The 23,847-nt window shown below is 36.4% G+C and carries 13 protein-coding genes and 1 pseudogene; 6 read left to right on the plus strand and 8 right to left on the minus strand.

The window, feature by feature from the left end; translation table 11 throughout:
- Positions 1–25: 25 nt before the first annotated feature.
- The 4 genes from GYM62_RS10445 to GYM62_RS10460 all read right to left on the minus strand — a co-directional run bounded on the left by GYM62_RS10445 (position 26) and on the right by GYM62_RS10460 (position 4,650).
- Entirely contained in the window at positions 26–592 is a 567-nt protein-coding gene (locus GYM62_RS10445) for a hypothetical protein (RefSeq protein WP_219956362.1), read from the minus strand.
- 11 nt (positions 593–603) lie between these two features.
- Positions 604–1,257 carry a hypothetical protein gene (locus GYM62_RS10450; RefSeq protein ID WP_219956363.1) on the minus strand — a complete coding sequence of 218 codons (654 nt, stop codon included), beginning with the start codon at positions 1,255–1,257 and terminating at the stop codon, positions 604–606.
- A complete protein-coding gene (locus GYM62_RS10455) occupies positions 1,211–4,108 on the minus strand; it encodes a class I SAM-dependent DNA methyltransferase (RefSeq protein ID WP_219956364.1) in 2,898 nt (965 codons plus the stop codon). The genes GYM62_RS10450 and GYM62_RS10455 overlap by 47 nt, the downstream gene beginning before the upstream one ends.
- A gap of 194 nt (positions 4,109–4,302) precedes the next feature.
- Positions 4,303–4,650: a hypothetical protein gene (locus GYM62_RS10460; protein ID WP_219956365.1), complete on the minus strand. Its 348-nt coding sequence runs from the start codon at positions 4,648–4,650 to the stop codon at positions 4,303–4,305.
- 1,297 nt (positions 4,651–5,947) lie between these two features.
- Between GYM62_RS10460 and GYM62_RS10465 the strand changes: the two genes are divergently transcribed.
- Positions 5,948–10,228: an NACHT domain-containing protein gene (locus GYM62_RS10465; RefSeq protein WP_219956366.1), complete on the plus strand. Its 4,281-nt coding sequence runs from the start codon at positions 5,948–5,950 to the stop codon at positions 10,226–10,228.
- Positions 10,229–10,600: 372 nt separating this feature from the next.
- Here GYM62_RS10465 and GYM62_RS10470 read toward each other — a convergent pair whose 3' ends face one another.
- The 4 genes from GYM62_RS10470 to GYM62_RS10485 all read right to left on the minus strand — a co-directional run bounded on the left by GYM62_RS10470 (position 10,601) and on the right by GYM62_RS10485 (position 16,716).
- Positions 10,601–13,762, minus strand: a complete 3,162-nt coding sequence (locus GYM62_RS10470; protein ID WP_219956367.1) for a DEAD/DEAH box helicase — start codon at positions 13,760–13,762, stop codon at positions 10,601–10,603.
- Positions 13,762–14,559 carry a hypothetical protein gene (locus tag GYM62_RS10475; protein ID WP_219956368.1) on the minus strand — a complete coding sequence of 266 codons (798 nt, stop codon included), beginning with the start codon at positions 14,557–14,559 and terminating at the stop codon, positions 13,762–13,764. Before GYM62_RS10475 ends, GYM62_RS10470 begins: the two co-directional genes overlap by 1 nt.
- A gap of 755 nt (positions 14,560–15,314) precedes the next feature.
- Positions 15,315–16,271 carry a nucleotidyl transferase AbiEii/AbiGii toxin family protein gene (locus tag GYM62_RS10480; protein WP_219956369.1) on the minus strand — a complete coding sequence of 319 codons (957 nt, stop codon included), beginning with the start codon at positions 16,269–16,271 and terminating at the stop codon, positions 15,315–15,317.
- Complete coding sequence (locus GYM62_RS10485) at positions 16,264–16,716, minus strand: hypothetical protein (RefSeq protein ID WP_255590330.1); 453 nt, start codon at positions 16,714–16,716, stop codon at positions 16,264–16,266. Before GYM62_RS10485 ends, GYM62_RS10480 begins: the two co-directional genes overlap by 8 nt.
- 1,538 nt (positions 16,717–18,254) lie before the next feature.
- Between GYM62_RS10485 and GYM62_RS10490 the strand changes: the two genes are divergently transcribed.
- The 5 genes and pseudogenes from GYM62_RS10490 to GYM62_RS10510 all read left to right on the plus strand — a co-directional run bounded on the left by GYM62_RS10490 (position 18,255) and on the right by GYM62_RS10510 (position 23,640).
- On the plus strand, positions 18,255–18,494 hold the full coding sequence (locus GYM62_RS10490) for a hypothetical protein (protein ID WP_219956370.1): 240 nt from the start codon (positions 18,255–18,257) through the stop codon (positions 18,492–18,494).
- Between the two features lie 66 nt (positions 18,495–18,560).
- Complete coding sequence (locus GYM62_RS10495) at positions 18,561–19,721, plus strand: DUF4221 family protein (RefSeq protein ID WP_219956371.1); 1,161 nt, start codon at positions 18,561–18,563, stop codon at positions 19,719–19,721.
- Positions 19,722–20,063: 342 nt separating this feature from the next.
- The gene (locus tag GYM62_RS10500) at positions 20,064–21,086 is read left to right on the plus strand and encodes a hypothetical protein (RefSeq protein ID WP_219956372.1); all 1,023 of its coding nucleotides are present in this window, start codon (positions 20,064–20,066) and stop codon (positions 21,084–21,086) included.
- Between the two features lie 585 nt (positions 21,087–21,671).
- Positions 21,672–22,597, plus strand: a pseudogene (locus GYM62_RS10505) (IS1595 family transposase).
- Between the two features lie 122 nt (positions 22,598–22,719).
- On the plus strand, positions 22,720–23,640 hold the full coding sequence (locus tag GYM62_RS10510; protein ID WP_219956373.1) for an IS1595 family transposase: 921 nt from the start codon (positions 22,720–22,722) through the stop codon (positions 23,638–23,640).
- Positions 23,641–23,847: the final 207 nt, after the last annotated feature.

The following is a 23,847-nucleotide window of genomic DNA, read 5'->3' on the forward strand; positions in this document are numbered from 1 at the left end:
TTGGAAAAGATAAAACGTAAATTATTTATCTCTCTATTCCATTAATTATCGCATCAACTTGACGATTATTCAAACAATACTTAGGTGAATAAGTAAGGTCATACATTTTCAAAAGATGAGAATTCCCAATTAATGAACCGCGCCCTTCTCCAAATTTTTCAATTACTTTGGCTCTTAATTGGGTTGGAACATCACCAAAATAAATTGTTCGAAAAAATGAAGCATCTGCAATTAAGCCTCCAAATTCTAGCCAACAATGTCCATTCCACATCAAGTCTTCAAAGTTACCCAATTCTGGATCAGGAAGGGGGCCATTACAAACGAAAACTTTTCTATCCATAAATTGTAAATCACCACAAATAACGGCCACAGGTATAGTAGAGTTATCTTGAATAATGGCTGCCCAAATAGCAGATATTTTCGTACAATTGAACGCTGTTTGAGGCATATTTTTTAATACTTCTGTGGCTGTCATTTTAATAAATTCTATTTCCTCATGATTAAGGAGATATCCTAAATACATTTCCGTTTCTGCAATAGAAAAATTTTGAAGTAAAACTTGTCTTAACGTCATATCTCTGTTCTCACTCATACCTACTTTTTTTAATGGACTTTAAAATCAAAAAACATATGATACAGCCCTATAATCGAAGTATCAGATCTTTGGTGGAAGGAGTTGAAAAATGAAGTTGAAGTTGAAGGATTGATCGAGAGGGTATGAGCTAAGGCCTGAATCTTACTTTGTAAAGCAATGCTAATAGTGGCTTGATCTCCTGAGATAACAAATCCAATCATTCCAGCTATTTCATCCCCTTCTGCATATTGTAAAGTAATAAAGCGGTTCAGCCCGTCATTAATATATGCGTTATCTGCGCTCTTCAATCTTTTGCACTCAACAATAAATTCCATTCCTGAAAATTTAAACGAGAAGTCAGAACGTACTTTAGTTCCATCGCCGGCAAAGCTCCAATTTTCCCAGTTAAGGTAAATAACTTTAATTTGAAGCCATTTTCTTAAAGGGGATTTTTCATTATTAAAAAGGTCATCGCAAAACCTATCCCTAATATCATTCTCTGTACTAATCGTCTTATCGATTCGATCATATGCCCCAATGAGAGAGAATAAATATAGTTTTTCAATTATTTCCTGTTTAGAGGTGTATCCTAGATTGGAAAGATTGTTAGCGATAAACTCAGCTTGGCTAGAACTCTTAGGCTGGCAAATAATTAATGAACGCCTCAATTTCCTCTTTGGCATCTTTCATAGCCTGTCTTATCGTCCAGTCTTTGAATTGATTACTTTTAATGATATAAAACTTGCCTTGTTCTTTATCGTAAATTTTAACCTTTTCTTCAAACAGAATTCTAATGGAATCGGTAATAGCCAATTGTTGGCCTTTTACAAAATTCACAATGGATAGTTGAGGGTTTTTCAGAAGTTCAGTCTCATTCTCTTTATCAGTAATAGAAATGCAGATGACCACCCCTAGGTTTTTAGAAATATGGTAGCTTGCATTGATGGTTTTATTTTTTGACAATAATAGTGAGTAAGCATCTTTAAAAGCTATCCAATATGCATTGATATCAGATGGTAAGACTGTAAGATCATTCTTGCCTGCTCTATTGACGCGGACTTCGTAAAACTCCCGAATGATTTCCTTTTCATATTCTAATAAACCGTATAGGTCAAAAACCAATTCATTGAGATGAAGAATTTCACTTTCAAAATCACTTCCTTTGGTTTTTTTATTCTGTATTCTGTGCACAAGCTGCGTCATTTCATCTGCAACTTTAGTATCTCCTATTACTTTAAATGGCAAATTCTCAATATCTTCATTTCTCAGATTTACCCAAGTTTTACCTTTTCCCCATTGAACAGATAGTTGATAAATAATAAATCCTATTAGTTGTGAATTAAATACTCCAAGTTGAGGTGAGTAATTCCCAATATTATCATTACAATCACTAAGTTTTATGGAAATCATATTGTCCTTGAAGAGGACTTCTTCTTTTAAGAAAAGACCTCGCAGTAGGTATCCATCTTGCTTAGTTGGACCAATTGGAAACACGATTCTCTCCCCCCTAAATACAGACTCTTCTCTAGCCCTATGAAGGTCCTGGTTCCAATTAAATAATTCTAAGTCACTTATGATTTGATATTGTACAAAATCTTGTGGTGTAATAATTTGTTTCCAAATGGGAGCACCTTTAGGCTTCATTTCCCCTTTGGGTTGTAATCCTCTTCTTGCATCAACCTTTAATTTTTTTTGTTTTAGAAGCTTATTTACGATTAAATCATGTGCCTCTAAATCCGAATTGACTAGAACCTTCCAAAGCGAATCATACTCAATAAATTCAGCCTGCTTCAGTTCAAAAAGATCAGAGCTTGTATAATGTATCAATTCAAAATGTCTTGCGAATTCCGTAAGCTTTGGTGAAATATATCGTAGTGTATTATCCTCTGTAGTTTTATTCCTGAAAATAAGAACAACGCAGGGTTCGCTTGCACCCACCTCGACCTGCTGCCCTTGGACATTCCCAATTACTGATTTTTTGAACAGAATTTCATTGTAATGGGAAAGCTCGTAAAAGGTCTTAATCTGATATTTCTCTAATATGTCCTTTCGGAAATCTAGTGTCTTGTCATTTAAGAAAATAGAGTTCTTAACTACCATGACATATACAGTATTAAGCCCCCCCCACTTTGATACCCTCGTGATAAATGCCTGAGATCTTTCATAATCCGCCACATAACTATATTCTGGGTATTCACCAGATTTATTATCAATTGCCGCTCTTTCCTGAAGATATACTTGGTTAACTTTTGGATCAGAGGATCCGATGGGGACAGAACCCCAAGGCGGATTAGAGGCGATGCAATCAAAAACTTTATCCGTAAACAGGTCTTCCAATATAGTATTTCCAGCAATCAAAGTCTCTCCAATTAAGCTTGGAAGAATTGGATTCTCCTGCTCAATTTTCTCTCTGATAAAATCGGAAGACTCCTCTTCAAGAAGAGCTAAGTAAAGGCTAAATGCTGCAATTTGTAAGGCATTCCGATCTATATCGATACCAAAAAGCTGTGTCTGAAGTATTCTCTTTTTTTCTTCATAGTCCAACCCGCGACCATAAGATTTTTGAATCATCTGAAAGGCCTGGACGAGAAATGCGCCCGACCCTACCGCAGGATCCAAAATAGTCGATTTTGGGTTATTTTTGAGCTTTTCGTCAAATGATTGCGAAAGCATAAAATCTACCAGAAAATCAGGGGTGTAATATATACCGTCCCCTTTCTTGGTACTACTTTTCAAAAATGCTTCGTAAACATGGCTTATTAGCTGTATAGGAATATTATCAAACTGATAAGGGAAAAGCGAAAATTGTCCAGACTTATAATCAGTCTTAAAAAATAAAGAAAGTTTATGTAGGTAAACAGTTTCAATTTGTGAACCATCAAACTCTGCATCGTATTTGAAAATATCCCCATTAATCCTCGCCACTTTTTCAAAAGCAGCGATTAGTTGTTGCGGATCTCTACTTTCCAGAACATCCAACAAATAATTTTCATTGAAAATCCCTCTATCCTCCAAATACTTAATAAATAAGCACCTAAGAATCAGTAAATGTATGATTTGATCATTTCCATTTTTGACCAAATCACTTTTTAATTCCAGTAAGTTTAAAAGAAGATCCTTGTCAACAGTTCTATTATTCTTCCTCCGGTGTTTACATACATATTCAAAAAAATAAGCCGCATCGATAGCTGATTTCGAAAATACAAGATCATCTATATTCTCGTATCCTTTTGAATTGAGTCCATAATCGAAACTTTCTATGCATATGGATTTCTTAAGAGGCTTTTCTTTATCAGGCTTTTCCTTTGCGTTGATTAAATAGGTTTTTTTCTCAGAAACTGCGACGAACACAGGATCCAGATTCTTATTCCATAGACGTTTATGAGAATCGTAAATATCAGACTCACCTGATACAATGACATATTTTACCGAAAGTTTGTCTTGATGGATCGAATACTCAAACTGACTGTTTTTCAACCCCTTATGAATTTCATCTTGAGAGAAACCCAAATTATTTAGGAATTTACGAAACATTTTTTCCATCATTTACACTCAGTTAATAGGCAAAAATAGAATTTTATACCTCCCAAACTACTCTAAAAAATAACCTTACTCTCAAAAATGATGCAGATACAGAGTTTTGACATCAGAAGTCAAAAATTATTTTCAATTATTGTCATATCTTTCCTTAAGACTTTGTCAAGCTGGATACTTTGTATTCTGTTACTTTATTTTTTTTCTTCCTTCGGAAGTATAATTGCTTTCGAATTTATTAGAACATCTCGAGCACCTGTTTCAGTACGTGAATTAAAAGGACCGATTTCTTTTTCTAGAAAATCAAACCATTTTCTTCCCAAATCATCAATGAAATCAACCAAGGAATCATTGGCTCTAGAGCTATATGAAGGCACCCAAAGTAATTTTGGTTTATTAGAATCTACGATTTCGACATATCTATTGACTGTTAGGTAAAGAAAATAATCTATTGAACTATAAGATTGAGTTAAAATATCTCCGCAAAGTGCTGCAACAATATCTACTGGAAGTCCAGTGAATCCGTCATTTACAAAAATCAAAACCCCAGTAGATTCAGTTATAGAAAAGTGATTTTTAGTTTCACGAATTTGAACATTTGCTTTTTTAATAATTCGAGCGATCGAAGGGCGAGCTAGACGAAAAAAATCTTCGATAAACCAAGGTGGGTAATCTTCTGTTCCTCCTAATAATTTCGGCTTTCATTTTGGATTTTCGGTAAAAAGCCTCTCGTGAAGCTTTTCTAGACCTACATAGGCTTTGTCTGTGTCCAAAAACTCAGTTTGAATTTCTTTAAGTTCACAAACCACTTTGGCATCCGGGAAAATAAAATCTGCGTTATTGAAATTTGGTGCAGAAGGAAGGATATCCGATACTACTTTACCGTTCGCACTTTTGACGAACTTTTTCCACGTGGACTCAACGGGGATTGGATCATGAGGAACAACATCCCAAAAACCTGGAATACTTGCTATAAAATATTTATAAACAAATTCAATTAACTAACTAATTAACAGGTAGAACACCGTAAAATCATTGATTTGATAGGGTGGGATTTGGCCGCCCTGCATCCCGGCCCAAGGCTAAAATCATATTCGAAAAGATTTTTCAACGCCTTGTCTTACCCTGCTATCCTTTCCATCCTGATAGCCATCGGAATGCAATTTACCCTTTTCTCCTAGCCCGCATGCTTCCAGCAATAACTACTTCCTGTCGATGTTTTTCGGGAGCGGTTGGAGCCTCCTTTGATTTACCTCACCCCACCCCTCTCCTTAAAAAGAGGGCGATCATGAAATGGAGAATCCAATATAGGTAATCCCATGGCACTTCTCCAGTTTGCTCTCACTGATTATCAAAAGCTTCCTTGCTTCTACCTCATCCCTCCCTTCCCCTCAATCCTGCAGAACAGGCTTCCTTGAAGAGAAGGCGATCATTCAGTGGAGAATTTAAGACTAGAAATCCAAAGGGGTTTATCCCACAATCGATTTGCCAGATTATCAAACCCTTCGTTTTGCTAAGAAAGGGAATTTTGGAGAAGAAAAAATACCGGGTAGTGGGTATTTTTTGGGGTAAAATTGAAAAAAGTGAGGGCGAAGGGAGATTTTTTTTGACGGGAGTGTGAAGGTGTTGATTTGAGTTGAGGGTTTTGGATATCTGTCCATAGTCTTTCTATTAGTGCAATGGGCGGGATTTTTAAAAAAACAGTGTTGAAATCATTTTTTCGCTTTATTTTCTGAATTGGTTATTTTTGAATAAACCTCACTCACCATCTGTAGTTGCAGGTCTATTTAAAAGGTTCTTACCAATCCATTTATGGGAATTGACCAATTATAAACATATATGATCGAAGAATGGGTATCCCTTGTCAATAGATACACCATAGCTGGTGCCCGAAGCAAATTTGAAGACATCTGTACTACGCTATTCAAACATAAATTTAAGGGGGAATGCGTGAAATCGGTTCGGGTTGATATCGGTGACGGTGGAGTCGATGTATTTATTGGAGATATTCAAAACCAACCAATAAAGGTCATCCAATGCAAGTTTTTTGTCAACGGTATCGAGGAGTCACAAAAGGCTCAGGTAAGGAAATCCTTTAAGACTGCTATAGGTTCAAGTGATTTTAAGGTCAGCAATTGGATACTTTGCTTGCCCGGAAAGTTAAGTATCCAAGAGCACAAATGGTGGGCAAGTTGGAAGCATAGGCAGATAAACACCTTTGGATTACCAAATGATTGCATCAAACTTATGGATGGAGCCGATCTTATCGATGAATTAAAAACCTTCGGCCTGTATGATGAAGCCTTTGAAATAGAAATAAAAAACGCAGTAAGAGATATTCACAGTGCTGTAGTCGGCAAAAAGTTTGACCTGAATCAAGAAATTTTATCTGCTTCGAACTATGTTAGGAACCTCAAAAATTACTTTTCGAAGAATAAGCTAGCACATGTAGAGAGGCCAGCAATTCAGGAAATTGTAACATGGGTAAAGAGGGATTTGCCTGGCAAGGAGATTTTAGAAAAGATGCTTGTCGTAAAAGGTAAAAAAGGGGTTGGTAAAACAACAATTCTGCATGATGTCTATTATCAATTGGCAAATGAAAACGAATATAATGTCCTTGCTATCAAGTGTGACCAGTTTTATGATGTAAATTTGGACGGCCTTGCTAAACAGCTGTTTACCGATTTAGCATCATTCAATGAACTTTTTAACACACTTCGGGACAAAGGTGAAAAATTTGTAGTTGTACTTGACCAATTAGACGCACTGTCCCAAACCTTATCATCGGACAGGAGATGGCTAAAGACATATATAAAGCTTATTCAGGAACTGCTCAAGCTGCCAAATGCAAGAATTATAATCTCGACCCGGAGTTTCGATCTTGATTACGATGCCGATCTGAGAAAATTCAATGACACACATGTTATCAAGCAGATTGAGGTTGGAAAGTTGTCTGAGACGGAAGTAACAGACATTTTAAAGCTACTTAAACTCGAAACAAAAAATAAACTTCTGATCGAACTGCTTACGATACCTTATAATCTTGAACTTTTCACCAAAATTCCAAATTTAGAGCAACTGTTGCAGAAACAGTCAAGGATCTCATTGACTAAACTCTATTCCGAATTATGGAGTCAAGTGATGATCCCGAGAGAACTATTGCTCACCGAATGCCTAAATGCAATTGTGAAAAGGATGTATGAACAGCATCCAAATCTAATTGAGCTGAAATATCTAGAAGAATTCAAACCAGAAATAAGTTATCTAGTATCCCATGAAATCCTGGTACAGAACGAAAGTAAACTTTCTTTCTTTCATCAATCATTTTATGAGTATTATCTGGCTCGATGGTTCGTAATCTCCGACAGAAATCTGATCGACTATATTTTTGAGGAAGGACAGAACCTGTATATCAGGTCTTTGATCAAGACCGTTATTGAGTACCTTAGGGAGGCCGATCATAAAAAATATATAGAGCTCTATAAAAATATAATTGATCACGACCAGATCAGGTATCATATCAAATATTTATTTATACTTGAACTTGGACTTGTAGAAAATCCATCGCAGAAGGAGAAAGAGCTGGTATGTGATATGCTAGCGAATGAATATGGGAAATTGTTTCTTGACTTATTCAATTCAAAAGGTTGGATCGAGTTTTTTATTTCAAATCATCTGCTTTATGGTAATCAAAATGATGTGTTCAGAATTCTTTACCGAAACATCAACCATAATGCAAAGCTTGTTTTGGATCATTTAGAAAATGGCAATTTTGGAGAAAAAAATAAGTTTATAGCAGACATTATACCGAGTGTCAAAAACTGGGATGCCAAACTTTTACCCTATTTTGATAACTACTTTCTATACGATGAGAATACAGAACTTTGGTATTTTGAGACTTTAAAAAAAATAGCTCCTTTTAATCTGGAATATGTATTTGGAAAGCTCAAGCCAGTAATATTGAAGACAAAAAGCCGTACTAAACATTTTAGATTCGACCATCGCTTTGATAGAATTATTGATAATTTGTATCAACAAAACCCTCAAAAGACCGCTGAATTTTTGCTCTCTGTTCAATTAGAAATTCTGGAAGAAACCAAACACGCCTATTATTTTGAATATTTAGGAATTACCTCCGAACTGCTAGGCTCCTATCAGCTTGATAACGGATTATTATATAAAGACAGCGAAGATGAAAAATCAATAGATTTTTACCTGCTTAAATATTACAGCACGTGCGAAAGAAAAGTACTTAAAGAACTTATCCAAAAACATTCCTCGACGAACTATGTTGCTTTGCTCACTCTTTTAACAAAATTGATGCGGGATAGGAGTAGTGAATTTATTGAGGAAATCTACCAACTACTATTGATCATCGAAGCCAAGAATGGTCTGATGGGGAAAGATGATTTTTTTCAGCTAAACATTCGCAGAATGATTGCTAAAGCCATATCTCTTTTTGATCTAAGGCAATACCAAAGGGTTAAAAAACTACTACTAAATATCACCCATCCCTATGAGATATGGAAATATGAAGAAAATGGAAAGAAGAAATTTAGCCTCACCATCGGCCGAAAAAAGTACTTGTTTTTAAAAGCACTTCCCGAAATAGTTCTGGAAAAAGATCGTGAGTTAAAGCTAATATATATTGTATTGGAAAGACGTTTTGGACGAATCGATCATAACAGAGCTCTGGATAGTGGCAATAGTAGGTTTGGGGGTGTAGGTTCCCCATTATCGAATGCGAATTTTAACAAATTCAGTTACGATGCCTGGTTAAAAAGTATGCGGAAAATTGATGAGGATTTTAAATCTGCTGATTTTTTCAAAGGAGGTTTACTTGAGCATTCTAGATCTTTTGAAAGCGTGGTGGAAAGGCGTCCCGAACATTTCTGTAATTTTATTGGGCAGCTGTTTAATGAAAAGGGTATATCTTATCGTTACATCTCTCATGGTATATCTGCATTGATCAAGGCAAAATATGACCCTAAAGAGGTCGCCAACCTTGTTAGAAGGGAAATAAAGCTATCCTTAAACAGAGAATTTACTCTTTATGTTACTTGGCATATTAAATACCTAATCGACACGAAGCAGGTTACTGAAGATATCAAGGATTTCTTGATTGGAATTGCCAAATCAGAAGGATATCGCGATGATTTGCTAAACCCTAATCATCCGATTTCAGATTTTATCAATACACCAAGAGGATCAGCGATTTATAACTTGTTTTACCTGTTCGATTATCCAAACTACAAGGAGGACGTGCTCTCTACGATTGAATTCGCTATTGATCCCCAAAATAATCCATCAACTACAATTCTGGCAGGTGTAATGTTTCATCTTGCCTACTTGAACCACTTTGATATCGAACGTTCCTTCGTAATTTTCAAGAAGCTTATCGCCCAAAAAGATTCACGGGTATTAGAATGTTCCATCAATCCTGCACAGTATTTTAACAATAAGTTCCATGATAGAATGGGTTTCTATTTTGAAGAAATGCTATTGCACGAAGAATTATATGATAAATGCTACTTTTTTGTAAACAGCTGGCTCTTTGATCATATTAATGATTTCAAAATGTATGACCGTTTTATGGGGCTGGGCCAGAAAGCGATAGAATGTGCCATCGAGGTAGCAGAAAGTTTTTTGATTAAGGATGATATAGTTGATCAGCGATCAGTGCAAGTTTTGGAAAGATGTTTGTCACATAGCGAATTCGATCTTTCTCACGAATTTTCTGGGCTAGTGCTAAGGGTGTTTAAAATTGAAAACTTTGGAGAGCTTTACAGCTTCATGGAAAAATATATTGCTACCGATCAATTCAGTAACGATCCAAGATACCTGTTGGAGTTTTTGACAGAGTGTTCATCTTTATATCCAAAAGAATGTTTGGATTTACTTGTAAAAATGAATATTCCGGAACAAGTTGATATGAGTAAAAAGGCTTATTTTGGTGATGAACCATTGGTCCTGGTATTAGCAATTTATTCCAGACTAAGGCTTGAGCCTTTTAAATACCGCGAAGAGCAAAAGACGGCATTAGACTGTTTCGATAAACTTCTTGGTATTCCTTCAATAAGATATAAAGCACTTGAAGCCATGGAAAAGGTATTGAATTAAAATATAGAAAACACTGCGAAAATGTTAGGATTAAGGGAGGATTCTCCTCCGATCCGAGCGTAGTCGAACCTCTGACTTGATTTGATAGGATTTGTAATATCACCCATATTTTCCAACCAAATTCAATTGGCTTCCCATCTAGGAGTAGTCAAATCATAAATTGGACTGGGAGTCATTTACAATCCCACCTACTATCCTTACCCATTTGTAATTGGCTTTCCTATCTCATCCCTCCTTTTCCTTAAGGAGAAGGTGATCGAGCGAAATTAGATTCAGAAATTCTGGACCATCCGGACTTGTTTTCAGGATAAGGAAACAGAAAGCATTTGAAGATATTCTCCTCTAATTAGTTTTCTTAATTTAAGTTTAGCATCAATTTATACCATTCAATTTTTCCCAAACTCGTTTATATTCTTGACCGCTTAGTCTTGATCCAGCAGGTCGCACACTTTCCCATGTTTCCAGACTTTGACTGCTCAGCCAATTGCTTACAGAATCGGATGGTTGAGAAAATATTTCCCCTTCTACAGCTGTATTATATAATTGACCAATCCTGTTGGCAATACTTCTCGGGACATTGTTTTTCCTCATCAGCACCCCTTCGTCTGTATTGACACCATAGTGCAGGTAAGCAGGGAGATTAGCCATCCGTTTTTTATCAACCTCAGAAAGACTATCCCAATCCACACCGCTTGTTGGCATTTTTTGCATAGCAGCTAGCCCCCAAGTTGCTGAGTTTGCCACTACTTTGTACAAAGCCTTGGTCGCCATTTGAATAGCTATGTTTATATCTTCATTTGGGTAAAACCTATGTGCTATTGCTGATATATTCTGACCATTAACCCAATCTATGATCATTCTCGCAATACTCGATTGGTCTAAGGATCTTTCTCCGGAACTTAGTTCTTCTATTGATTTTTTTATTTCATAGGTACTTAACATTATGCCTACGAGTTTCTGCATACTTTGATTTTGCTCTGAAAAAAGTTGATTTCTATTCCAATCACTTGGAGAAATTCCTGATGTAGCCAGTTTGCCAATCATTTGCCTTACTGAAACTGATGAAAAACCTGTTGCATCTGACATCTTTGCATCAGCTAAGGAAATAGAACTCGCATATCTTCTAATATTATCTCTTAAAAAGTTTTTCTTATCAATAGGCAACTGCCGGTAGCCTAAAGTTCCCTGCAACTTTTGTTCTAATTGGGCTAAAAAGAGTTCTTGACTTTGTATCTGCTTCCTGAGATGCGATATGTATTGAAGGATGGCAGACCATCTTTCATCAACAAAAAGCCACCTTTCAAAGCCAAAATCAGCATGTCTTAAAGCATTGTCGATAGCTTTCTCCAATTGTGATAATAATGCCCCAGAGGCCGATGTGATATAGGTAGAAACCTCTTGTAAATCATTATCATTTCTAACGGCCATCCCCACCCAGCCCATAGTGTCTTGACCGGCTCTACCCACTCTCCCAACCAAATTCCAGAAATCACGGACTGGCATAGGTCCTGAATATGGATAATTGTAAGCACCCATTATCACAGCTGATACAGGGAAATTGATTCCTTGTGCAATGGTGGTAGTAGCAACCAAAGCCTGCAGTTTCTCATTGGACATCAAATCTTCAATCAGAAATCGAATCTCATCGGGCAATGCAGCGCTATGTACGGCAATCCTTCTTTTTAAAAACCTAGCTAAGGGAAAATTATCCCCCAGTTCACTTTGAACTAATTTCATCAATAAATCGACATCCTCATCCTGTGCAAAGTCATCAATGGATTTTTCATAGAGAGTTTCCGCAATACTATAGGTTTCGTTGGGGTCAGATGCTAAGACAATAATTGGAGAATCAAGGTTTAGAAATTTGGCGGCTACAGCTTTCGTGATTTTCACTTTTGACCCTCTCGCCTCTGAGGCTGTTTCTGCAGAATCTCCTTTTCCTAAAGGAATAGCGTCCCCAACTTCATATGTACCCTTATCTGTATGGAGGGTCTTCAGAAGATAATCATAGTCCCTTCCTCTTCCTTCTACCTGAATGGCACCGATCACTCGTTCATTTGGCTGCCACCAATCCAACTCCAAATTGATTACCTGTCCTCGATCACCAGCGAGCCAATTTACCACATCCTCGGAGTTGGAAATATCAGGAGTCATCAACAAGAAATTCGCCTCCTCACAGTCGTTTTTAATTGTGGAAAGTAAAAATTCCAGGTTTAAGCCCCTTTGCTTTTCTTCAATATTATGGGCTTCATCCACCACAGTCAAAACCAATGGGCGAACAGTGGTGGTGCCGAGACCTTGCCTGACGAGCAGGTTCATTTTCTCGTAGGTGGTTACCAATACATCAAACGTAGTTTGATTTCCACTCTCTTCAATGAGGTGCTGCTCAAAACCATCCAATTCAATGGCACCGCTAGCTTTTTCAATCCTTAAGCCGATATTACCTAAATCCCGTTTGAGTTGGTTGTAAACCTGATTCGCCAATGCTTTTGTTGGCACCACATAAGCAACCCAACCGCCATGCTCCCTAAATTGATTTAATGCCTGTAAAATGCGGTATTCCGCTATTAAGGTTTTTCCGCTCGATGTAGGAAGATTGACAACAATGGCCCGATGTGCAGGATTGAGCAATTGCCCTTCCAAAATGGACTCTTTCTGTGGGTAGAGCAATTCAAACCTTCCCTGTTCTTGCCGACTGATGAATCGATTGAAGGTCGTTACCCAATTGTTGATCCCTCTGGTGTTGTACCAGATTGTATTCCGAACAATTTTAACAGCAAATGCTTCAAAAAATTGATATAATAGGCCCAAACTAATATTGCCTGATTTATGGGCGTACTCTCCAGAAATTTGTAAATGGTATCGCAACTGATCTTCAGGCTCTAAGGGTCGCCCCTCTAATAAATACTGTCCCAGGATATCAATACTCTTGGCGAAGTGATACAAGGATACCAGTTCAGCAGCTCCATAAGGGCGGCTTTCCTCATTTACCTGATCTAAAAAATTATTCTCAAACTGGTTTTGCTCACTTCTTAATTGATTGATAAGCTCTACTGCCTGACTTATGTCACGCCAATTCTCTTTTTTGACCAAATGAACAATTGCCTTGAAGGAAACCGTCAAAATTCTATTGTTCCAGCTTTCTCCAAGCTCCAGCGATTGGATTTGACCGTCAAGTCCTTTGAGATACTGCTTTACAAAGTGCCAATGCTCTCCCAAATAGCCGAATGCGATTAGCTTGAACTGACCAAGTATAAAATATTCATTCTCAATATTTATCGGAATTTGACTGGCAATATCGAAGTAAACGGAGCACAAAGCTTTAAATTCAGCAGAGTCCCGAACATCCCAAAGCTCGATAATTCTTAACTCGCATAATTCCTTGGCCTTCTCTAGCTGTGCCAAATCCCCATCTGTCAAGTTTACTTGATCAAACCGATTGGCTAGCTTTCCTTTTTGAATGAGCATACCGATCCCCTCAAGCATATCAGGGTATGCTTGTTCGAGATAGTTATATTTCACTTGTATGCTCATTAATCTTTATTATTTATGATCTGCCCCCAATCCTCTTTGGGAATGGGAAGGTACATCGCCAAAAGTTTTATGCCTTTAGGTTCCAAAACATGGCTTCTTAACCTACCATAGCTTAAGGAAACATCCCTCTCATCATGTTCCACATCTCTGACTAAAACACCAACAAGATGGTAATTATCCATACTATAATAAGCTCTAAAACTAGCATCGAAATCTGTCCTGAATTGGTGTTCAGCCGGAAAATGTCTCATTTTATTTTGAAGGTAGCTGATCAAAATTTGCCTTTTGCGCCTGTCATTGTATATATCCCTCAACTGGCCTTCTATACCACCAGATCCAGTCATAACTTGAGGGGGACGATTGGCTGTTTCGGAAGAAGTTTTAACCTCACCAAAAAGGAAAAGAACCTGACTATCAACTTCAATAAATCCGACTAAGTCTGCTCCGTTTTTATTCCCCTTTGGATTTCTAGCATCCCGTTTCTCATTCCAATGAAAACGGCAAACAAATTCCTGTTCTAAAATTACCTCCGCATAAGCTTCTCCAACCCGGAACTGTTGAACTTGTATTTCTTCATTCTCTAATGCTTGAATATCAGCCATGAGCCCTTCATTTGCATCAAACCCTGTTTCATCCCTCAGCGCCCTTAACCGATCTAAAGAATCTTGCCATTCCTCACGGTCTTGCAGGTTCTCCATGACGGGGCCCTGCAGGTGTTGTCGACAATCCTCCTCTTCTATGGCAATCCCTTGATAATTTCTACTCAGACTCTCAATGTTTTCAAAAAGTATATTCATAAAACACTAATTACCAATGTGTTGATAAAGTTTTTCTAGATAATATCTCTATTTTGTCTGATAGAACTCATAAACTTACCTCTTTCTTAAGGCATCTAAAAATCAAATACAAAATGAGATAGGATTTACTCATTGTCAATTGGTGAAATTTAATAGTTGATCTCCTCCCTCCTTCACAGCCGAGGGAAAGTAGAGAAAGATAAGATCAAGAAAAGAGTTGGCTTACATTCAGGAAATAAAAGACCTTTGTAAGAAAAGGATTTTTGGATATAAAAAAAATACCCTGTATGGGGTATTTTTTGGGGGAAAAATCAATTCCATAGGTTAAAACGCTATTAATTTTGACTTTATCAACATAGGAAACATCCAAGCTTGGGATTCTATCTCGTTGAATCTTACTTTTAGTTGATGTGGGAAAAAGATCTTGATCCGGACAATGGCTGAATAGGAAGAGGGGTAAATATCACAAGGTATACCCATCTCCGGATAGGGACTATAAGCCTCTTCTGGTTTAAGCCTATTGTGTCCTACCCAATCCAACCATTTTGAAATTAGATTTTTTTAATTATCTGGCGAGGGATATAGGAAATGATTTTCCGGAATCTTACTATTGGCCAAATCTCCTTTACTCATTGAGAAGGAAGACAGTAGACCCAGCCAAAGCAGGCGAAGCTTCGGGATTCTGATCCTTTTAGCAAACAATAGGCCGTATTTTTATCAATACTGGTAAGAAAGCGTATATCCATATAAAATAATTATAGCTTCTCAATTTTCTGAGCTATTCTTTCTAGCAAATCACCAAACTGCGGTTGCCCCTTATAGTACAAGGCTTCTGTGGCCTTATACCGTGTCTCAAAATCAGATCTTTGATCAGGATTGATAAGAAGAAATGCCTCATTCTCTGAAATAGGAATTTCAAGGTCTTTCTTAGGAAAGCGAGCTTTTTTATGCTCAAAATAAGCTTCAGTGCCGATGAATTCCAAAACTTCGGGAACTTCTAAAAGGCAATATAAATCATAATATTGCCTCATCAGATTAGCTTTCTTAATTCCGGTTTCTTGTTCCATCCGATACTTTGTTGCTACTGTTTGGAGTTTTTCAACAAAGGTATATCCTGGATGATAGCAAACCACATCAAAAGCCCTGTTGTCAATAATCTTAACTTTAGAGTTTTCCGAAGCTTTATCATACGCCCAAGAGCTAATCAGAAGCTGAGTATTTGGAGTAACGGTATCAAAGCCAGCTTCCAGTAGAATACCTTCTTTTATACCCTCTAAGTAACCTGTCTGGGCTTCATAAAACAGGCGGATTCCACCACTTCTGTATTTATCGGTATCGTCAAAATCAGCATCTCTTTTGATATTAATGACCCCATCTATCGAAATATTTTTGGCCAACCAGTCATAGAAATCCTTTCTCGATTGAATGGCTTTGGGCTTATCGCTTTTTGGGTTTTCATTCACTCCCAAATCAGCAGGAGCTTTGATATGGATATCAATGTCCTCAGAAAAGCGATGAATAATCTGGAACCCCTTAGACAGGGACGTCCCTCCCTTTAACTCGAACTCAAATCCCTGCTTTTTGAGGCCATGCAGTACATGCATGATCCAATAATCTTTTTCTATCAATTGGATTTGGATGCCCGTTTCTTTTTCAAGAATTCTCAGAAGATCAATAAAGTCTTTGCGCTCATGCAGATATTGTTCAGGCATGTTGATCTTCTACGATTGGTAAAAAAACTTTCTTTGCCCGTGAGCCTCCGTAAGTATAAACTATCCGTTTCAATTTTACAGGATCAAGCTTTGCTGCCCTTTCTTTTGCTCTTGAAAGTACAGCCATTTTGTCTTCAGCTAAGGTGTCCAAATTATTGATTAAATCAACCAGCAGAAACTCAGGAGTTACTTTTTTTGGAAACCGGGGCTTCATGTGGAAAAAGAACTTCCGCCCGCCAAGATCAAACTCACCATGACGTTTGTGATTATACACGACACGCTTGTTGTACAGCTGTGTAGTACCTACCTCTAGTGCATTGTAGGCATTAGGAGAGGTGATTAAGAACTCATCATCCTTCAGGAAAGATCGAACAAGAGCGGACTCGTCCGGTGGAGCTGCACCGAATACCGTTTCCTTTGGATAATAGTAAACCCCTTGCGACATTTTTTGCAAAGTCCCATTGTTCAAAAGTTGTTTCAAATGACGATCCACAGAACTAGACCACCGTTCTAGATCAGAACGGCGATACACCTTTCCCCGACGCAAATGACGCTTTAATTTTTGCAAGGTATCCATAATGCCCAAATATACCACGGTTCTGACTTTTTGTCAATTTTTTTATTAAAAATTCATGCAAATAAAAAAGTAAAAAGCCACTAATTTACATTCCGTGTTAGCTGCATTTTTACTGTTACATTAGCAATTTAAATCTTGAAATTGAATGTTGTCTTCAAAAAGCAAGGAGGCTCATTATGTTATTTTGGCCTTCAGGACGAAACCAAATCGACATTTAACCCTTCTTTATTAAACCAATTTGTTTAAGACAGGATAACCCCCCTTTTCATTTTAGTTACTGGTCTTATATAAGACTGTATTCCTACTTCTACTAGGTTAGAGTTGGGGACGATTTGGCTTGGAAAGGAATTTTACCTAACAGGCAATTTTCAAGATGATCCACACAAACCAATTCATGGATCAAAAGACTGTCGCAAAATATTTAGGCTTTTCCCCCACTATCGTATTTCTTCCCAATCATCTCTGAAGTTCAATTGGATGCTGGGTAGGATTTGCATCCCCCCCCTTCTACCCCCCCTTGAATCCGGAATATAAACCGTTGAAATTCAACTTAAATCTTCAGGTAAAAAAAATTGAAAAACTTTACTTTTGAACGAAGGCAAACAAAAACTAGCAAAAATGTTCGTCTTTTGATTTTGGGTGTCTCAGTTTCATAGTCAGAAGGGTTGGATAAAAGGGGGTCAAAATCTAAATGGAACATATAGTATTACTGGCTTTTCTCACCTACAGCTAAAGGTTACCGGCCAATACGGAATACCAAAGTGGCCATTCAGTCTGCAATAAGGTGATGCAGCAAAATAGGATGAGTATTGGATATAGATATCAATGGAATCTTTAAAGAAATATCCTATGATGAGGTTCTAGATGCAGTAGAAAACTATACCAAAGAAAAGTAGATTCTAATATACATAGTGGGCTGGCTGAAAGCTGATGTTGTAAACCAGGAAATGGGAATGACTGAAAGTTGGGTGAAAGTTACTCCTCAGTGAGGTGTTATAATTGGACTGATGACTATTAATTGGGTCAAATTCACCTTTGACTGGTGAATGGTGACAAATTATATGAAAATACAGTTCGAAGAATTCACCTATGATATCAATTGTTCACTGTTTAAGCCACAAATATCCAGAACTGGTGAAATCCAAAATAGCGGAAAGATTGAACGTATGCAGACTGTCCCTGTAGAAAAACAAAGAATTTCTAATGCCAAAATGAGCGAAACAAAGAAAGCTCTGAGTCGGTATAATCATTCAAATTTCTTGGATTTAGTTCAAAGCAAAAAAAGAAACTCCTATTCGCAATAGTAGATTAAATTTTCCCCGAAAAAAAATAAAAAAAAAATTCGTTTACGTTTTTTTTATTTGAAAATAAAACAATTTTTGCCGTGAACTTAATTTTAATAAACTATGAAACATTTTAAGAGAGTAACTCTAGTTTTCGCTTTAGGACTTACAACCATTTTTGGATTTAGTCAAGGATTTGCAGACATAGGAGGAGAAGGAGGGGGAAGCTGTCACGCCTCATATTCTCCTGGAGGTCCAGATGTATACGTTTGTGACGGAAGAACTTATATTTTTAGTACAGAAACTGATTTTGGAGGTTGTGCAGGTCCAAACACAGGATGTGAAGGCTCATATCCTAACTAAGTCGACTAAATTTAAATGGAGATAGAAGGTTTTCTATCTCCATAATTTTTCAAATCCTAATAGAAAATGAGAATTTCTACATATCTTAACATAACTATATTATTTTTAATATATTCTTGCACCACTAACAAAGATTCAGAAAATTCTTCCCAATACAAAAAATATCTCAAAGAGTCAATAAGTATTTCCCTTGATTCCGTATCGACGTATCAGTTCAATTGGATACAGGTGATTGAAGACGAAAATGATAGAGAACTTCTGATAAATCTAAATAAAATATATAATAGTCTTGATTTTTACGATCTTGGCAACAAAAAATTAGAAAAAAGGATAAGTATTAATGATTTGAGTCTAGACACGAGATTTATTGCTCACAGTTTTTTTTACCATAATGAGGATTCGATTTTTATATTTCCTCAATATAATTTCAATGGAACTTTGCTCATAAACAATGTTGGGAAAAAAGTTGATGAAAAAGGGAAAATTTATGATGTTTTAGAGGAGGCGCAAGAAGGTCAATATATTTTAAATCATATTACCTCTCCCTCAAATCCTAGCCTTTATAGAGACGGAAATATATATTTTTCAACTATTCAAATGTATGTCGACATATATAATCCTTTACCAAAGGATGTGATTACAAATTTCAAATGGGATTTGAAATCGGATACAATAAGTCCAATTTCTAATATTAAATACCCTAATGAATACTTTTCAAAAATTGCTACATCTCACCACTCATTCACCTTAAAAACAATTAAGGGAGATTCAACAATTTATAGCTTTCCACTTTCAGATACCATTTACATCTATAATTCAAACAATATACTCATTAGTAAAAGGTTATGTGGAACACCCGATTTTCAAGGATTTGTTGAACTTCCTCCTGGAAATCCATTTAATGAACAATATAAATTTGTAGTTTCACAAAATTCTTACGCGAGATTACTTTACGATAAATATAGAGATGTTTATTATAGATTTTTTATAATCCAAAGAAATCTAACCGAAGAAGATCGATCTACCAAAGATAATAGCAAAAATAAGTTTGCAGTCTTGGTTTATGATAATAATTTCAATCTAATAAAACAAGTTGAATTTCCCTCAAATAAATATTTTCATTATTCTTCATTCGTAGCAATTGATGGATTGTATATCCCACTTACAAACAAAGATTATGAAGGTCTCTCTGATGAATATGTCCAATATGATATCTTTGAATTTTAAATGGCTTTTTTATGGCTTTTTAATAATAAGTTCCTGTTCATCCGTTCCAGATAAAAATTCTTTAACTGACTATGTTGAAAATTTTAATATGGGAAACAAAAATGACATACTTTTTATTGATCTAGATGCCTGTTCAAATTGTTTCTTGTCGGCAGTTGAATATTCAAAGAGTTATATATCAGGAAAAGATATTAACATTTTAGTCTCCACAAAAAATAAAGTGAAATTTAAGCTATTTAAAAACTCCTTTCCTACAACAACGCCTATTTTTCATGACTCTACAAATAATTCACTAAATTATAATATATTAAATTCATCAATTCTGAAATTTCAGGAAGGTGAATGGCTCATTTTAGAATGAAAAATCTTAAAACGTTTATTTTGGGAATTCTTATCTTTGGAATTATAGGCGTATCATGTGATGAGCCAAAAATTCTATCCGATGAATATTTATTTGATTTCGATTCTGTTTTTCCAAATACGGAAAATATCAACGAAATTTCCTTTCCAAAATTTTATACTCACAACTCTAATTTAATTGTTTTTAAACCTGGCGAGTCAATGATTTTGATTTTTAATAGAAAAGGTGAGCAAATTTTCAAAAAATCATACTCAAATTCTTCTGAATCTAACGGTATAAGAACGAGAAATAATGTTTGTTTATTTTCATTGCAAAAAAAGGACAAATTATTCCTTTTTTTTAATAAAGAAATTGTGGAATTCAATTTATCCAATTTCACGGAATCTAAAAGTTGTATTAATAGTCCCTCATTTTTTATGCATAATACTAAACATACTTTTTTAGATAATGGTGAGCTATTAATCGGTCATAATGATTTGCAAAGTAATTCATTTAAGGTTTATAGGTTTATTTTTTCTGAATGTAAGCTATTCAATCAAGATGCCATAACTTTTAATGGTTCATTTGAGGATTACTTTCTTATGTCAATTAAAAACAACTATAGTATTCTTACTTCAAACACAAAGGATTTAGAGTTTAAAAGTATTGAAAATTCCGATTCATTTAAGATAAAAATAGAGACTAAAAAGCTCATTCATAACAATTTAATAAACAAAGATTCCCTAAAAACAGATTCGATAATTTCTCCTAATAAGATAGAAAGAATTTTTGCTCTAGATGACAAAATTTATAAAATTTCAAAATTACTTAATAGATCAGAAGATAATCATTCATTTAAATACTTCATTTCAATTTATACTTTATCAGGAACCTTATTAAGGTCTGGATTTTTAAATCGTGATATTGTAGCTTTTGATCAATATAACAATCCCTATAGATTTCAGGACTCAATAGGTCTAACTAAAATAGAGTTTTTAAATATTGATCAAATCAAATTACATTAATAGTGGAAATGAGATTAATTACGTACAAGGCATAGAAATACAAAAATCGAATTTTTTGGGATAAGAGTTGGAATTTTAGGAATTTAATAAGGAACAAGATATTCGTCCTTCCAACATACATAGTAATTTAAAATATGGCTTCGTCGGATGGATACCATATTTTTTTCTTGACCGGGGATTGCACTCTATTTTCCACCAATTCAAATCCCAATTTTTCATAGCAACCCAAAAAATAACCTTTTGTCATGAGATAAAGCTTATCCGAAACCTCCTCTTCAAAAATGGGATAAATTTGTCTAAATAAGCATCCGTGACAGAGGCAAGACTTCTTCACACAGATCATTGGTTTTAGACAAGAGTGGCTACTAGTTTAATGCTACCATTGCCAAAGACTGAACGACCTTTGAAACCGCTTCCAATTTTAAGGAAAAATTTTTTTCTTCTATTTCCTTAAAACCTAAACCGAAATATTTTTTTTATGACTGTTCGGAATCATGCACGTAGCCAAATATTCTTAGACAGCTAGTGACATTAGTTTCCGTAGTCATGAAGATAAGCGGTACTTGTGGAAAAATACACAAGCCCATGAATATCATAGATTTTATCCATCACTTTCCAAATGAGGAAAGTTGTGAGATCTTTCTGAAAGACTTTCGTCAAAAAGCAGGGATTTACTGCAAAACCTGTAAGGGATTCCCTAAGCACTATTGGTTTTCGGGCAGGAAGTTCTTCGAATGTAGTGTTTGTCGAAGGAGAACTTCTTTAAAAGCCGGAACGGTGATGGAGGCCAGCAACCTGTCGCTTCATACCTGGTTTACTGCGTTTCTGTTGATGTCAGCTACCAAGAAAGGCTTTTCTTGCCTGGAGTTCCAAAGACAGCTTGGACTTAAACGATACCAAACAGCTTTCAGTCTGATGCATAAGATTAGAGAGTCATGGGCAAACGGGATGGTCTTTATTTGCTCAAGGGGATGGTTGAATACGACGAGGCCTATGTGGAAAAGGCAACCCGTAAAAGGGTTCAGGAACAGCTAAAGCGAGGAAAGGGTAGTCAGAAACAGGCGATTGTTGCAGTAGCTTGCGAATCCACTCCTTTGGAAGATCCTGATTCCGGTAAGAAAGGAAGCCATTGTGGCTTTTTCAAAATGAAAATACTTAAGGATGTGACCAGTGATTCGGTGAAACAGTTTGTGGAAACCACCGTGGATTCGTCCTCGGTTTTATTTACCGACAAAAACACCGCGTATGTCGATCTGGAAAAAATGGTAGAGGAGCACATCAAAGTGAAATCTTCCAAGGATTCAACAAATGGAACACTCAATTGGGTACACACAGCAATAAGTAACCTGAAGAAAAATCTCCTCGGGATATATCACATGGTTTCAGAAAAATATCTGCAAAACTACTTGGATGAATTTGCTTACAAGCTCAACAGAAGATACTTTGGAGAAAAATTATTTGACAGGCTGATTATCGCGGCGGTCTATCCATACGTGCAACATTACGAATAGTCATAATTTTTTTTTATGACTGTTCGGAATCATGCACGTAGCCAAATATTCTTAGGCAGTTAGTGACATTAGTTTCCGTAGTCATTAAGATAAGCGGTACTTGTGTAAAAATACAAAAGCCCATGAATATCATAGATTTTATCCATCACTTTCCAAATGAGGAAAGTTGTGAGATCTTTCTGAAAAACTATCGTCAAAAAGCAGGGATTTACTGCAAAATCTGTAAGGGATTCCCTAAGCACTATTGGTTTTCGGGCAGGAAGTTCTTCGAATGTAGTGTTTGTCGAAGGAGAACTTCTTTAAAAGCCGGAACGGTGATGGAGCCCAGCAACCTGTCGCTGCATACCTGGTTTACTGCGTTTCTGTTGATGTCAGCTACCAAGAAAGGCTTTTCTTGCTTGGAGTTCCAAAGACAACTTGGACTTAAACGATACCAAACAGCATTCAGTCTGATGAATAAGATTAGAGTAGTCATGGGCAAACGGGATGGTCTTTATTTGCTCAAGGGGATGGTGGAATACGACGAGGCCTATGTAGAAAAGGCAACCCGTAAAAGAGTTCAGGAACAGCTAAAGCGAGGAAAGGGTAGTCAGAAACAGGCGATTGTTGCAGTAGCTTGCGAATCCACTCCTTTGGAAGATCCTGATTCGGGTAAGAAAGGAAGCCATTGTGGCTTTTTCAAAATGAAAATACTTAAGGATGTGACCAGTGATTCGGTGAAACAGTTTGTGGAAACCACCGTGGATTCGTCCTCGGTTTTATTTACCGACAAAAACACCGCATATGTCGATCTGGAGAAAATGGTAGAGGAGCACATCAAAGTGAAATCCTCCAAGGATTCAACAAATGGAACACTCAATTGGGTACACACAGCAATAAGTAACCTGAAGAAAAATCTCCTCGGGATATATCACATAGTTTCAGAAAAATACCTGCAGAACTACTTCGATGAATTTGCTTACAAGCTCAACAGAAGATACTTTGGAGAAAAATTATTTGACAGGCTGATTATCGCGGCTGTCTATCCATACGTGCAACATTAAAAATAGTCATATTTTTTTTACGGATCAGGAAGAGTATCTCTAGACTATTGGATGAAAAAGCATCCGAATTGGTAAAAATTTCTTTTACTGTTTATCAAGAATAGAAGGCAGCCAGAACGACTGCTTTTTTTTGATTTTTTGAATTTTTTAGAAAAACCGTACTAAAGCTATTTGTCGGGGTGATCCTGACTTTGTCATGACGACCTC

The organism is Algoriphagus sp. NBT04N3 (assembly GCF_019443765.1).
Taxonomy (GTDB): Bacteria; Bacteroidota; Bacteroidia; order Cytophagales; family Cyclobacteriaceae; genus Algoriphagus; species Algoriphagus ornithinivorans.

Bases quoted from the DNA above. Each gene is read 5' to 3' on its own strand.
- GYM62_RS10445 (WP_219956362.1), bottom strand. From the start codon at position 592: ATGAGTGAGAACAGAGATATGACGTTAAGACAAGTTTTACTTCAAAAT.
- GYM62_RS10450 (WP_219956363.1), bottom strand. From the start codon at position 1,257: ATGCCAAAGAGGAAATTGAGGCGTTCATTAATTATTTGCCAGCCTAAG.
- GYM62_RS10455 (WP_219956364.1), bottom strand. From the start codon at position 4,108: ATGTTTCGTAAATTCCTAAATAATTTGGGTTTCTCTCAAGATGAAATT.
- GYM62_RS10465 (WP_219956366.1), top strand. From the start codon at position 5,948: ATGATCGAAGAATGGGTATCCCTTGTCAATAGATACACCATAGCTGGT.
- GYM62_RS10470 (WP_219956367.1), bottom strand. From the start codon at position 13,762: ATGAGCATACAAGTGAAATATAACTATCTCGAACAAGCATACCCTGAT.
- GYM62_RS10475 (WP_219956368.1), bottom strand. From the start codon at position 14,559: ATGAATATACTTTTTGAAAACATTGAGAGTCTGAGTAGAAATTATCAA.
- GYM62_RS10480 (WP_219956369.1), bottom strand. From the start codon at position 16,271: ATGCCTGAACAATATCTGCATGAGCGCAAAGACTTTATTGATCTTCTG.
- GYM62_RS10485 (WP_255590330.1), bottom strand. From the start codon at position 16,716: ATGTCGCAAGGGGTTTACTATTATCCAAAGGAAACGGTATTCGGTGCA.
- GYM62_RS10490 (WP_219956370.1), top strand. From the start codon at position 18,255: ATGAAACATTTTAAGAGAGTAACTCTAGTTTTCGCTTTAGGACTTACA.
- GYM62_RS10495 (WP_219956371.1), top strand. From the start codon at position 18,561: ATGAGAATTTCTACATATCTTAACATAACTATATTATTTTTAATATAT.
- GYM62_RS10500 (WP_219956372.1), top strand. From the start codon at position 20,064: ATGGCTCATTTTAGAATGAAAAATCTTAAAACGTTTATTTTGGGAATT.
- GYM62_RS10510 (WP_219956373.1), top strand. From the start codon at position 22,720: ATGAATATCATAGATTTTATCCATCACTTTCCAAATGAGGAAAGTTGT.